This is a genomic window from Marixanthomonas spongiae (assembly GCF_003095375.1).
Taxonomy (GTDB): Bacteria; Bacteroidota; Bacteroidia; order Flavobacteriales; family Flavobacteriaceae; genus Marixanthomonas; species Marixanthomonas spongiae.
Genome location: NZ_QEHR01000008.1, coordinates 95,678 through 109,797 on the forward strand (window position 1 = coordinate 95,678; position 14,120 = coordinate 109,797).

11 protein-coding genes are annotated in these 14,120 nt (G+C 41.0%); 3 read left to right on the top strand and 8 right to left on the bottom strand.

The genetic code is table 11. The annotated features are described in order from the left end of the window. Nucleotides 1-3 precede the first annotated feature (3 nt). Both DDV96_RS12885 and DDV96_RS12890 read left to right on the top strand, forming a co-directional pair. Nucleotides 4-2,211, top strand: coding sequence for a DNA cytosine methyltransferase (locus DDV96_RS12885; protein ID WP_116695214.1), 2,208 nt, complete (start codon nucleotides 4-6; stop codon nucleotides 2,209-2,211). Beyond that, the gene (locus DDV96_RS12890) at nucleotides 2,208-3,389 is read left to right on the top strand and encodes an MvaI/BcnI restriction endonuclease family protein (protein WP_116695183.1); all 1,182 of its coding nucleotides are present in this window, start codon (nucleotides 2,208-2,210) and stop codon (nucleotides 3,387-3,389) included. Before DDV96_RS12885 ends, DDV96_RS12890 begins: the two co-directional genes overlap by 4 nt. Nucleotides 3,390-3,508: 119 nt before the next feature. On the opposite strand, the gene DDV96_RS12895 is transcribed toward DDV96_RS12890, so the two are convergent. From DDV96_RS12895 to DDV96_RS15785, 5 genes are all read right to left on the bottom strand, one after another. Further along, entirely contained in the window at nucleotides 3,509-4,432 is a 924-nt protein-coding gene (locus DDV96_RS12895; protein ID WP_116695184.1) for a mechanosensitive ion channel family protein, read from the bottom strand. A gap of 817 nt (nucleotides 4,433-5,249) precedes the next feature. Continuing rightward, a complete protein-coding gene (locus DDV96_RS12900; protein ID WP_116695185.1) occupies nucleotides 5,250-5,678 on the bottom strand; it encodes a hypothetical protein in 429 nt (142 codons plus the stop codon). A gap of 2 nt (nucleotides 5,679-5,680) precedes the next feature. After that, nucleotides 5,681-7,372 (bottom strand): energy-dependent translational throttle protein EttA, encoded by a 1,692-nt coding sequence (gene ettA / locus DDV96_RS12905; RefSeq protein ID WP_116695186.1) that lies wholly within the window; start codon nucleotides 7,370-7,372, stop codon nucleotides 5,681-5,683. Between the two features lie 136 nt (nucleotides 7,373-7,508). Continuing rightward, nucleotides 7,509-7,982, bottom strand: a complete 474-nt coding sequence (locus DDV96_RS12910) for a DinB family protein (RefSeq protein ID WP_116695187.1) — start codon at nucleotides 7,980-7,982, stop codon at nucleotides 7,509-7,511. A 10-nt stretch (nucleotides 7,983-7,992) separates the two neighbouring features. Continuing rightward, nucleotides 7,993-8,169: a CAL67264 family membrane protein gene (locus tag DDV96_RS15785; protein WP_240607727.1), complete on the bottom strand. Its 177-nt coding sequence runs from the start codon at nucleotides 8,167-8,169 to the stop codon at nucleotides 7,993-7,995. 176 nt (nucleotides 8,170-8,345) lie between these two features. Between DDV96_RS15785 and DDV96_RS12915 the strand changes: the two genes are divergently transcribed. Beyond that, nucleotides 8,346-9,989, top strand: coding sequence for an acyl-CoA carboxylase subunit beta (locus DDV96_RS12915; RefSeq protein WP_116695215.1), 1,644 nt, complete (start codon nucleotides 8,346-8,348; stop codon nucleotides 9,987-9,989). A gap of 163 nt (nucleotides 9,990-10,152) precedes the next feature. Here the strand turns inward: DDV96_RS12915 and DDV96_RS12920 are convergent, their stop codons facing one another. The 3 genes from DDV96_RS12920 to DDV96_RS12930 all read right to left on the bottom strand — a co-directional run bounded on the left by DDV96_RS12920 (nucleotide 10,153) and on the right by DDV96_RS12930 (nucleotide 14,107). Beyond that, nucleotides 10,153-11,964, bottom strand: a complete 1,812-nt coding sequence (locus DDV96_RS12920; RefSeq protein WP_116695188.1) for a vWA domain-containing protein — start codon at nucleotides 11,962-11,964, stop codon at nucleotides 10,153-10,155. A gap of 98 nt (nucleotides 11,965-12,062) precedes the next feature. Then, nucleotides 12,063-13,133, bottom strand: a complete 1,071-nt coding sequence (locus tag DDV96_RS12925) for an AMP-binding protein (protein WP_116695216.1) — start codon at nucleotides 13,131-13,133, stop codon at nucleotides 12,063-12,065. Nucleotides 13,134-13,141: 8 nt separating this feature from the next. Next, the gene (locus DDV96_RS12930) at nucleotides 13,142-14,107 is read right to left on the bottom strand and encodes a CPBP family intramembrane glutamic endopeptidase (protein WP_116695217.1); all 966 of its coding nucleotides are present in this window, start codon (nucleotides 14,105-14,107) and stop codon (nucleotides 13,142-13,144) included. Nucleotides 14,108-14,120 lie beyond the last annotated feature (13 nt).

A 14,120-nucleotide genomic window follows, 5' to 3' on the forward strand; every position in this document is an offset into this window, starting at 1 on the left:
AATATGGCAACAATAAATTTTTATCTCGACAAAACTGACAAGAAGGGACTTGCTCCTATACATTTGAGAATAAACTGTAATGGAAGTCAAATTAAAATAGCAACTGGAGAAAAAATCCAACCTGAAAAATTTGATAAGAAAAAACAAAGAGCAACCGGCATTAGTGTTGAATCTCACGAACTGAATCATTACCTGAATTACCTTCGCGAAAGGGCAGACGAGCTTTTGCATCATTCAAACAAAAAAAAGTTTGAACAAAAAGAAGTAAAAACCATATTAAACGAACACATTGACTGTTACAAAGAAAACAACACTGTAAGTATTGCCAAAGAGCAAATATCGCTCTATGGAAAACCATTCACTTTCGTTGATCTATTTGCAGGTGCTGGTGGATTTAGCGAAGGTTTTTTACAAGCAGAACAAAACAATAAATTCTTCGATTTCATTGTTGCAAATGACATCAACGAAAATTGCGAACTTACACACGTTGTTCGTTATAACTATCAACTTGGCTTGGACGCTGAATTCTTGACTCAGGATATTACCGAACCCGACTTTCTCGACAACTTACTTCACAAAATTGGCGAAAGAAAAATTGATGTTGTTTGCGGCGGCCCACCTTGCCAAAGCTTCAGTCTTGCTGGAAAGCGCAAGAAATTTGATAAGAAAGATGACTTGTTTACTCATTACTTAGAAGTTATAAAGGCGCTACAGCCTAAATATTTCATTATGGAAAATGTCAAAGGAATCTTGACCAAGGAACAAGGGAAAATCAAAGATTTAATCCTTAAAGAAATCAATTCTATTGTTGATGTTAAAGAAATTCCTCGGTTGGTTTCATTCACAAGAAAAGTAAAAAAAGAATCAAATTCATTCGTTTTTGATGTAATTATTAAGCGAATTGAGTTGGAAGCGATTTCCGAAAGGGATAAAGATTATGGCAGAGAAGAATTTGTGAACCTTATCGATAATCGATTTAAGAAACTGACACCAAAAATTGCTGATTACAAAACAAGCAAAACGGACGATAATATAAATACCATACGGCACGGCTTCAATTTATTAGCACGAACAAAGGAATGGAATAAACTCAAGCGAGATATTATAAAAGAAAAGGATTATTGTAATGTAAATAATGATCATTTCACTGACACCTTTACAAACTTCCTTACTGAGATAAGTCCTGAAAATGTTATCTCCAGAATCGAGAAAGCTTTTAAAGCACTAAAAATATCTTCAAAATACAAAAAGGATTGTGATGACATTATCACGGCCTTAAAAATATATACATCAACCTTCGACGAATCAATAGATTTACTAAAACAGCTGTGCAACAAAGTTCAAAGACAAGAATTAGAGATAATTCTCAAAAGCATTCGTCTATACAAAATCGAAAAGCCATTTGTTGCAAATGCATCAAATTATGGTGTTCCTCAAAATCGAGAACGAGTACTTTTTATTGGTTGCAGAAAAGACCAAAACTTTATCTCTGAAATTCCACCAACCGTATCGGAAGACGATAAAGTGACAATTTTCGAAGCACTATACGATTTAGATTTTGTTGGCAATAATCAAGAAGCCCATCGTTATGAATTGGTTGACATTAGCACTCAGTATAATGGTACTGCTAAAAAGATGGAAAATCTTTTAAAAAAGAGAAAAATTGATGGTAAACCTAATTCCAGAAATGGTAAATCCTATGCGGAGTGGTCAAAAGAAGGAAGGTTAATTGAACGCTACCAGCCACAAACCAAACCATTTTACGTCAAAAATTCCAAAGGTCTTGAAAGTGGAGAGAAATTCTTTGATATTTTAAACAACCATAAAACAAGCAATCAAAATAAAAAGGTCATAAAGAGACTTGAAGTAATTCTTAAAAGCGGAAATTACAAAGACGCACAAAAAGAACTCAAAAAGCGTGGGCTTGCTTCAAATAAGAGAAATTATAATGTTCTCAAACCAGAAGAACAAAGCTCAACTATAATGACCATACCGGATGATTACATTCATTACAACTCACCAAGAGCTTTGACAGTAAGAGAAATGGCAAGATTGCAATCGTTTGATGATTCGTTTGTCTTTCAAGGTAAACGATCGACAGGCGGTAATAACAGAAAAACAGAGGTGCCACAATATACACTTGTTGGAAACGCAGTTCCACCTTTAATGGCAAGAGCAATAGCCAATGAAATTTTAAAAAACATTAAATGAGAGAACTATCCAACGCCGAGCAGTCTAAACTCAAACTTCTTACTAAAAACCAAGTTTCTTTAACCCTTATTGAACCAACCGAAACCGGGTTGAAAAAGTCAATTATGGATGCAACTGGCTCAGTCCGTAGCTACTTAAAGGATAAGAATATCCACGACTATGGATTACAACAACAAGGTCCGAAAAACAAGGTAATGATACCTACAACAATTCATACTGGTTTCAAAACTTTTAATAAACAAGCATCTTTATATCGACCGATTACTAAAAACGGAGACCCAAGAATTTGGTTTTATGGATTGACAAAATTCGCTGATGCCAATGATATTATCGCAATTACCTTTTTTGATAATAGATTTCATATTTTCAATCTCACAAAATTAGATGTCGAATCTTTGATGAATTCTACTATACAGAATCCATTTCAAGAAGTTGTAGCAGAAATAAACAGTTCCGAGAACACCGTAGCATTTGAACTATTAGCAATGTTGAGAAAGGTTGCTAATTCGGGCCCTGTCCCTTCAATGGTTGATGCTGATACAGCTGTTGGTCGTTCGCTTGAACGCGCATTAAAGATACCAATGAATTCATCAAAAAATCCTGATTACAAAGGTATTGAACTTAAATCATATCGAAGTAATAGAACAAATCGCAAAAATCTTTTCGCTCAAGTACCAAATTGGAAACTGAGTAAATTCAAAAGTTCAGCTGAGATTTTGGATGCATTTGGATATGACCGTGGCGATGATTTTAAGTTGTATTGTACTGTTTCGGCTATAACAAGAAACTCACAAGGATTGAACTTAAGAATTGACAGTGACATAGCACAATTAATAGAAAATTCAGATAAGCCAGAGATTGGAGATTTTGTGATTTGGACACTTGACAAGTTGCACAACCGATTAAAGGCAAAGCACAAGGAAACTTTTTGGGTAGAAGCTGAAAGTACCAGAATTGATGGAAGAGAACATTTTCAATATACTTTTGTTGAGCATACCAAAAAACCGATTACTTCTCAATTTGATTTGCTCGTCGAACAGGGAATTATAACTCTTGACCATTTAATTAAGCGGAACTCTAAAGGCAAGGTTGTTGAAAAAGGGCCTTTGTTCAAGATAAAACCAAAGGGAATTGAATTATTGTTTCCACCAAGTGAAAATTACAACTTACTCTTATAACGCATTCGCTACGGTGACAACTATTTGTGAAGAAAAAACCACTACACAACAAAACAGCGAGGTATTATCCAAAACGAGACGGTATCTAAATGGACGAATCCGAAAATTAAGTTCAACCCTCACCGCAACGTCCCTTCGGGAAATTGGACCTTATCGGGTGCTTCGTTTAGTTTGGGCAGGGCGTATTTTAAAATACGGTTTCGGCGGCCGGTGGTATCGGTGGGCTCCACGGGGTACGAAACCACTGCTTCCATCCAAGCGTATGTGTTGATCCTGAAATAGACCATGGGTTCCCATTCTTCGTTTTTATGGGTGGTAAGGTGCGGGTACTGTTCTTTAAAGTCCTTTTGCTCTGCCTCCAGAAGACAGTTTTCCACAAATTTGAGGTCGCTGGTGTAGGCTATTTGCAGTGGGGTTTCATTTCGGATAAAAGGCATTTGGGGACCCGAATAATTGGTCACTTCTTCCTTTAATATCAAACTGTTGGGAAACCGGATAACCCTACCGCTCCTTCTGTCGTTGCCCAGGTAATCGCCACTGCATTCCAGAATGGAGGTGTCCAAATAACTTATTTCTACCACATCGCCCCGAAACCCTTTTATTTGAATACGGTCACCCACCAGATACGAACGCCGAAAAACCAAATAGATCCAAGCGATAAAAGATGCAATGGGCGCTTGCAACGCAAAACCCAGCACCAAGGAAATCAACCCGAAACTAACAGCTGCGGCGTATAGATTTTGAAACAGAAAAGAAGCCACCACGATAAGACTGAGCACAATGGCAAGAAACCGGATAATGCGCAACAGGTTATACCGCTCCCCTTCTATATGGCTTTGTGTGGTAACGACCCTCGCAATGACTTTGCTTATCATGAAAATCAAGGAAATCAAAAACAGGCTCATGGTGAGCTTTCTCAAAAACGGAACATACTCATCCCAAGCATCGAAGGCTTCTAATTCCAACAAGTAATGTATGGCGATCAATAAAGCCGCCAATACTCCATACATGACAATCCAACGTTTGTTTTTATGATTTCCCATAGGCGTGTTGCTCTATCTTTGCTTTAAAAGTCAGTTAATCTGCCTGTTCTACGTGTATTTTTGAAAGTTACGGTATTTTCAGCTGATTATAAAAAAATATAGTCGTGTTCGACTAAGAGGTAAGACTCCCGTAGCTACGGGACTATTAGACGTAAGACGTAAGACTTTATTGTTAAAAAATTGATGATCAGACAGTCGTGTTTAAAAAATTGTTATGCTTTAAAAAAATAGCAAAAACAAAATAGCAAGGTGTCCATAATGAGAAACATTTGAAACAGTTATGTTGTTGAGTTGTTTAAAAATTTAATCGGACACCAATGTAAAAAAATTATTAGTGTCCGATTAAATTAATTAAAACGAATGACACGCCAACAATAGCAAAGGGTTTGAGAGATTTTATAGTATGACGTCTTGCTTTAAGGTTTTTTATCTTTTAATGGCCTAAGCGAAGTTTGCGTTAAAAAATAATGTGAGTGGAGGGTTAAGCAAACTAGCGCCAGCCGCAAAAATTGAATAGACAATAGCAAAACTTTGAGCTTTAAAAATTTATAAAAACCAGCGAATACCTTTAGTTTGCGCCGTAACGAGGGAAATTTTTAGCAAAGTTCGGTTAAGCCTAGACTTTTTTGGTTCGTTTTTTTGTCAATGAAAAAAATGAACAAACAAATTTTATTGAAAATAACTATTGTTAATTTTAAGGACAATTTTTTTAATCGGACATTACTGTAAAAAATATACTTTTAGGTTGAAAACCCGAAGTTTCTACATACAGAACATTTGGTTTTTTAAAACATCAAACTCGGCTTTGTCCCTTACCTTAACGCGCAACTTGTTCACAAACAATCCCCCAAATGGTAATGGTCTGTTGTGCTGTATTGACTTTTACTTTGTTTTTGCCCAGCACTTCCACCTCATCGGGGTTGTTGTATTGCGCATCGAACAAAGCCGAAGCATCAAAACCTTTGCTTAAAAACTGCAATGTTTTCCAATGGCCTTCGCCGGTGTACGTGCCTTTTTCTGAACGTTCCACAGGTTTGTCATTGGTTTCCGGTTGCGGGATGCTTTTAAAGTTCAGCTGGAAGGTGTTGTTTTCAAATAGCAGCAACGAAATGGCGGCTACGCCATTGCCAAGGCTTTTGTAGGCAACGGTCTGTTTGGTGCCAAGGGTAACTTCTGCAGTCTTTTTCTTGCTGCCGCAGGAGCTTACTGCGACAGCAAGTAGTATGATGGTTAGAATGTTGCGCATAATTACCGTATCAATTTCTTGTATTTAATACGTTTTGGCATCACGTCGCCACCCAGACGTTTCTTTTTGTTTTCTTCGTAATCGCTAAAGCCGCCTTCAAAGAAATACACTTCACTATTGCCTTCGAACGCCAATATGTGCGTACAAATACGGTCTAAAAACCAACGGTCGTGGGAGATGACCACGGCACAACCGGCGAAGTTTTCCAGTCCTTCTTCCAACGCCCGAAGTGTGTTTACGTCCAAGTCGTTTGTAGGCTCATCGAGCAAGAGCACGTTGCCTTCTTCTTTTAAAGTCATCGCTAAGTGCAAACGGTTGCGCTCTCCACCGGATAGTTTGGAAACGGTTTTATTCTGTTCGCTTCCGCTAAAATTAAAACGGCTTAGGTAGGCACGGCTGTTTACTTGCTTGCCACCCATCATTACGAGTTCTTGTCCATCACTGAAGTTCTGCCAAATACTCTTATCGGGATCAATATTAGCGTGCGACTGATCTACATAGGCAATCTTGGCGGTTTCCCCTACTTCAAAAGAACCTTTATCGGGTTCAATCTCGCCCATAATCATTTTAAAAATGGTGGTTTTACCGGCACCGTTTGGGCCAATAATTCCCACAATCCCGGCTTGTGGCAATTTGAAGTTAAGGTCGTCGTACAGCAGTTTATCGCCAAATGCCTTGGCCACCCTCTTGGCTTCGATCACGTTAGTACCCAAACGCGGACCATTGGGGATAAATATTTCGAGCTTGTCCTGTAATTTATTTTGGTCTTGGCTCAAGAGCTTATCGTAATTGTTTAAACGGGCTTTTTGTTTAGATTGACGTCCTTTTGGAGCCATCCGTACCCATTCCAATTCGCGTTCCAATGTTTTTTGACGTTTACTGGCTTGTTTCTGTTCTTGCGCCATCCGTTTGGACTTTTGGTCGAGCCACGAAGAGTAATTCCCTTTCCACGGAATGCCCTCGCCACGGTCTAATTCTAATATCCAACCGGCTACATTATCAAGAAAATATCTATCGTGCGTTACGGCGATCACCGTTCCTTTGTATTGTGCCAAATGATGCTCCAACCAATGCACACTCTCGGCATCTAAGTGGTTGGTAGGCTCATCTAACAGTAATACGTCTGGTTCTTGCAACAGCAAACGGCACAGAGCTACCCGGCGGCGTTCCCCGCCTGAAAGCACACTAATCTTTTTGTCTTTTTCGGGCGTCCGCAGGGCATCCATCGCTATTTCCAGCTTGGTATCCAGTTCCCACGCATTGGTGGCATCTATTTTATCTTGCAGTTTGGCTTGTTTGTCCATTAGCTCCTGCATTTTGTCGGCGTCTTCATAGACTTCCGGCAGGCCGAACATATCGTTTATCTTGTTGTATTCGTCCAAAACATCAACCACTTCTTTAACCCCTTCTTTTACCACTTCCATCACGGTTTTGTCTTCGTCTAGTTCAGGCTCCTGTTCTAGCATACCCACACTGTAATTTGGTGCGAAAACCACATCACCTTGATAGTTTTGGTCTTTTCCGGCAATGATTTTCAGCAAGGTGGATTTTCCACTACCGTTTAAGCCGAGAATACCAATTTTGGCACCGTAGAAAAAGCTTAAATAAATGTTTTTAAGTACCGGTGTTTGTGCGCTTGGAAACGTCTTGGTTACACCGGACATGGAGAAAATTACTTTTTTATCGTCTGACATTGTGTTTGGGTTATTTGTTTGAGTTATTTGTTGTTAAGCTACTTCAATAAAATTTGTTTATTTAGGCATCCTTTGGTTTAATTTTGACCTAGGACTTAAGGATGAAGGACTATAAGATTGAAATCAATTTTAAAAATTAAGAGCCTTTCAATCCAAGCAACCGAAGCACCACTACCAATTGCCCTGTGTGATAGGCGGTATGCTCTATGACCAGCAACAGTTCGCGCATCAGGGTTTGGCCATCCCCCGTGGGAACAGTTTCAGTAAGCGATGCTGTTTCGGCCAAATCTTGCAGTTGCTTTCTATCGTCCAGATACTCTTGTTTCAGTTGTTTCCACTCGCTTTCGGTCTTTGGCCGCTGTTTATCTGGCCAATACGCATCGGGCCAATTAGGGGCTGTATAGTCTTCAGAAACACAAAATTTCAAAATATCTTTCTGCGCAAACGCAATATGGTAAAACAGTTCATAGAACGAATACGGCAGGTTATAAGGCCGCTCCCCTATTCTCTCAAAGGTAATTTCTGAAAGCAGCTCCTCCAGTGGGATAAACGCTTCGCCCCCGGCAAGGTGTTTTTTCAAAAGGCTACGGATGGTTTGTTCGTTGATCATTTCAGAAAAACTAAACCCTTCCCTTTAAGGCATTGAACACCCAGGCAATAGCAAAAAAGCCAATCCCTACAGCCGCAAAACCCCAACCAGCAACGTCGTCGTAACGAAACGCCCCCAGGGCAATGAGTGCGACACCAACCACTATCATTATAAACGTGGCCCAAGCCAATACGGTATTTTTATTCATCATAAGCAGTTTTTTCTTAAAAACACGTCTTTAACAGTACAATATGGTACGGAACGCAACCAAAAGCAATGGCGGCCTTTGACGTATTTGCAAACACAAATATCGGTAATAAAATAGAGATTTACCGTACCAAAATGCCATAGTTTCGTATTTTTGGGGAAATTGCAATGACTATTATGGATATGACCTTTAATAAAAACGAAGACCACAACAAGCTATCGGTTTCGGACCTTAAAAAAAGACTCGCCAAGGTAAAATTGGGCGGGGGCGAAAAACGAATAGAAAAACACCACAAAAAGGGTAAAATGACTGCCCGTGAGCGTATAGACTATCTGCTGGACGACAAAAAACCCAGTATAGAAATCGGTGCTTTTGCAGGTGAAGGCATGTACGAAGAGCACGGTGGTTGTCCCAGCGGCGGTGTGGTAGTTAAAATTGGTTACGTAAAAGGAAAGCAATGTATTGTGGTTGCAAACGATGCAACGGTTAAAGCGGGCGCTTGGTTTCCCATTACCGCTAAAAAGAATTTACGCGCCCAGGAAATTTCCATAGAAAACAAACTTCCTATTATTTATTTAGTGGACAGTGCCGGGGTGTACCTGCCGATGCAAGATGAAATTTTCCCTGATAAAGAGCACTTCGGAAGGATTTTTAGAAACAACGCCGTGATGAGCAGTATGGGCATTACCCAAATTGCTGCCGTGATGGGAAGTTGCGTGGCTGGAGGGGCCTATTTGCCTATTATGAGTGATGAAGCACTTATCGTTGATAAAACAGGAAGTATTTTCCTAGCCGGAAGCTATTTGGTAAAAGCGGCCATTGGCGAAAGCATTGAAAATGAAGATTTGGGCGGCGCAACCACGCATTCTGAAGTAAGCGGCGTAACCGATTATAAAGCTGAAGACGATAAAGATGCGTTAACTAAAATTCAGAATATCGTTTCAAAAATAGGCGATTTTGATAAAGCAGGCTTTAACCGGGACAAAACCAAAAAACCAAAGAAAACGCCAGAAGATATCTACGGAATACTGCCCAAATCGCGCACCGAACAATACGATATGCTCGAAATAATCCATCGTTTGGTAGATGATAGCGATTTTGAGGAATACAAAAAAGGCTACGGCCAGACTATCTTGACCGGCTATGCCCGTATTGATGGTTGGGCAGTGGGGATTGTGGCCAACCAACGTAAATTGGTAAAAACCACCAAAGCAAAGACCAAGCCCAGCGAAATGCAGTTTGGTGGGGTGATCTACAGCGACAGTGCCGATAAGGCCACGCGGTTTATTGCCAACTGTAACCAGAAGAAAATCCCATTGGTGTTTTTACAGGATGTTACCGGGTTTATGGTGGGCAGTAAAAGCGAGCACGGCGGCATTATCAAAGACGGAGCCAAAATGGTCAACGCTGTGAGTAACAGTGTGGTGCCCAAATTCACTATTGTTATCGGCAACAGTTATGGTGCAGGAAATTATGCGATGTGCGGAAAAGCCTACGATCCTCGATTGATCGCCGCTTGGCCCAGTGCCGAACTTGCGGTGATGAGCGGGAACAGCGCTGCCAAAGTATTGCTGCAAATTGAAACCGCTTCGCTTAAAAAACAAGGCAAGGAAATTACCCCAGAAGTGGAAAAAGAACTGTTCGATAAAATAAAAAACCGCTACGACGAACAGATTTCCCCCTATTACGCCGCCGCCCGTATGTGGACAGACGCCGTAATCGATCCACTGGATACCCGAAAATGGATTTCCATGGGCATCGAGGCCGCCAACCACGCCCCTATTCAAAAGAAGTTTAATATGGGGGTTTTGCAGGTGTAATGGAGATCAGAAACTAGGTAATAAAGGTGGTTGAGTGAATTTGAGAGACCGACAGGGATCACGAATTTGTATCGAAAACACCAAAACAAATGCTGGGCCTTCGATACACCCCTCCTATCGTCGGAGCACTCAGGCACCTAAAAGTATCGAAAAAGACTAAAAACTACTTGTAGCTCTTCACCAACCTAATAAACTCAGCCCGATAACCTTGATCGTCTTTGCCGCGGCCAGCTTCGGCCAGTTGAATCACGTCTTCTCGGCTTTTGGTTGCAATAAATTCTGAGTCTCTAAGCTGTTGCCCAAATAAGGCGACGGCAGCAGAAAATTGAAAGTCCTTTGAGGTATTTTTAATATCGGTATTGTTGTCTTTCAACGTTTTGACAATCAGTTTACTTTTGTTGCCATCCGGTTCTTTGTAACGAAATTTCACGGTAAGCAGTTCCTTTGTGTTCGACGTGTTATTGGTATTGGTGTATTTTAAATCGTCAATATCTTTTAAATAATCACTTTTCACCCCAACCGGAATGATTTCGTACAATGCGGTTACGGTATGGCCGCTCCCCAACTCGCCGGCATCTTTAGTGTCGTCGTTAAAGTCCTCGTCGTTCAACAACCTGTTTTCATAGCCAATCAGGCGGTAAGCTTGTACTTTCTTAGGGTTGAATTCCACTTGTAATTTTACGTCTTTGGCGATGGTGTAAATCGTTCCGAAGAACTCCGTGCCCAATACTTTCTTGGCTTCTTGCATAGTATCGATATACGCATGGTTGCCGTTGCCTTTATCGGCCAAGGTTTCCATTTTGGAATCTTTATAATTTCCCATGCCAAACCCGAGACAGGTTAAAAACACACCGCTTTCACGTTTTTCTTCAATTAAATCTTCCATCGCTCGATCACTCGATGCGCCTACATTAAAATCGCCGTCGGTCGCAAGGATGACACGATTGTTGCCGTTTTTTATAAAGTTTTCCTCAGCTATTTTATAGGCTAACTTAATCCCTTCACCACCAGCGGTTGAACCTCCGGCGCTCAGGTTATTGATGGCTTTCATTATTTTTTCCTTGTTTGCACCTTCGGTAGGTTCCAAAACCGTTCCCGCAGCTCCGGCATAGACCACAATGCTCACCTTGTCTTGTTCGCGAAGTTGATCGACCAGCACACCCATTGCAGACTTTAACAGTCCCAATTTGTTAGCGGAATTCATAGAACCTGAAACATCCAATAAAAACACCAAGTTGCTCGCTGGTGTATTCTCGGTGGCAATGTCTTTGCCTTTCAGCCCTATTTTAACCAACTTGGTGTTTTTGTTCCAAGGGGAATTGGCTACTTCAGTAATAATTGAAAAGGGTTCATTACGTTTTGGTTGTGGGTAATTATAGCTGAAATAATTGATCATCTCTTCAATCTTTACGGCATCTTTGGGTATTTTTTGCCCGTGGTTGATCATCCGGCGTATGTTGCTGTAGCCGGCTTTGTCCACGTCGATAGAAAAAGTGGATAGCGGTGCCGTTTTTACACTCTTAAAAATATTTTCCTGTATTTTATCGTAGGATTCGTTGTTGGACACTTGGTTATTGACTGGATACGAAGAATTCAGAAAATAGCCTTCTGAAACCTTTCCTCGAATAGACATTTTTTTCACTTCCATTGCTTCAGCTTCAACAACTTCCACCACCTCATCTAAAGTCACTGAAGGTTTCATTTGCACATCAATGGGCTTTTTATTTTTCACCTTTCGTTCTATGGTTCCATAGCCTACATACCTGAATTTCAAGGCTTGGCCTATTTCGGCTTTCAACGCATAGTTTCCATCATAATCGGTTACTGTATTTGCGTTTGTCTCGTTTACCGTTACATTAACGCCAGCAAGAGGGCTGTTGGTTTCATCGTTTACCGTTCCGGTTACGGTAATTTGTTGTGCTTGCAGAGTTGTGATGGCAAGCACCATACAGATTAGGGTTGCAACTAGCTTCATAAGAGTTTGGTTTTAAGGGTGATTTGATATGTTTAGATAAAAAATATCAAAAATGAAACCAAAATTGAAAATCCAGTTGTCTTGAGATGGGAGACCAGCTATTTTTTATACTTCCGGAGCAGCTTCAACACCCCTCCCCGCTTTATTTTACCGGTTTCGGTATAAGGAAATTTTGAAAGGGTGATTATTTTTTTGGGCCGTTCGTATTTAGAAAGTATCTGGAAGGTTTTCGTATAATCGGGGATGGTTTCGGAGGTGGTTTCGACAACCAAAACAACCCGTTCTCCCAATTCGGTATTTTTTTCAGAAGCAATGATAAAAGGTTCTGTTATTTTTTCTGAAAGCTGCTCTTCCACTTTTTCAGGAAAGATTTTAACGCCACCGCTGTTAATCACGTTATCGTAACGCCCCAACCAAATAAAAGAAGTTGGCGATTGTAAAGCTACCACATCATTAGTAATTACTTTTTCTTCGGAAATATCGGGTGCCGAAATAACCAAACAATCTCGTTCGTCTTGTGAAAATTTCACATTTGGTAAAGCAGAAAAAGCTTCACTGCGAGCAGGGCCGTTAATGCGTCGTACTGCTATGTGGGTGATCGTTTCGGTCATTCCATAGGTGCCAAAGGCTTCGGTTGAAACCAATTGCAATTGTTCTTCCAGTTCTTTTGAAACCGGTCCGCCCCCAATGATAAGTTTTTTTACTTTATTCAAGTCGGGCAGCGAATGATGCACTTGATAGGGCACCATCGCCACAAAATCGTAATCATTGTCGTACTGTGTGAGCGCGTCTTTTTCGGGTGCGACTACATGCAGGTCCCAACCCATCACCATCGCACGTACCAGCATCATTTTGCCTGCAATATAATTGGCCGGAAGACATAACAAAGCCGATGTGCCTGCCGCCAACTTAAAATAAGCAGCCGTGGCTTTGGCACTGTTGACCATCGCTTGTTTAGGAAGTTTGATTTTTTTAGGGGTTCCGGTAGAACCGGAGGTTTTTACAGTTAGGGTATCACTCTCATCCAACCAAGCTTGGATAAAATCGCCAATGTGCATTTCATATTCATCCCCTTCTCTCTGTAAGTTTTCAGCAAAGGCATGCAACTCCTCCTTGGTTTCATATTGAAGCCCGTTAAAGGTAAACGCTGAATGAAAGGGGAGTTCCATATCCATTTTTACTGTTCAAGCTGTTCTTGGTTTTCTAGCTGCGGTTCGGGTAGTGGGGTAATTTTTCCGAAGAGCTTCTCGCCCCAATTGGTCCATTTGTAGCGCCAGGCCATAATACCCAAGAAAACCGGATACATCACCAACACGGGCACCAAGATATCGAACCCGGCCGTGGGATTGGAAACATCTTTTAAAATAGAGTTGGTTTGGAACACGGTCCAATCTGCCGTTACCAATAGCGCGGCGATTAAATTGTTGCCGGCGTGAAACCCGAGGGCAAGTTCCATGCCTTCGTCCATTAAGGTCATAATGCCCAAAAAGAAACCCGTGCCAATGTAATAGACCATGATAATGTTGCCCAACTTATCTACTTCGGGGTTAAAAAAATGAAGTCCCCCAAAAACCACCGATGTGATCACCAACGGCAACCACCTATTCTTTGCCATAACGCCAATGCCCTGCATTAAATACCCACGGAACAAATACTCTTCAAAACTGGTTTGCAACGGAATCAAAAGGATGGCGATCACCGCTAAGATAAGGAACGGTATGGCTTCAAACTGCAGCACATAATCATCAGGGTTGCCGTAATAATCTATTATCGTTATAACAATCGTGGTAATGGCTATCAATAAAAAAGAAAACCAAATACGGCCCCAGTCCACTTTTTTCCGGGAGGTGGTTGCAGCGACAATAGGCTGTTTATGTAAATACTTTACGACCAAAAAAACCGCTATCAACCCTACCACAAAGCTTAGCAACATTAAAAAGAGCGTTAAATTAGAATCCAAGACGGTCATTAAGGTCGCCGTGTCATCCAGCATGGTAAGGTCGCCCCCTTCTTGCATTAGTTTAAATGCCGCCACCAACGCAAATGGGATGGCGCCCAATTGGGAAGCGACAAAAATAGCGATAGCGCCAACAATGTAGCGCCACCAGTCGTGTAAATAGTTATAAGCCTGCTTTATGAACATTCTGTTTTCGGTT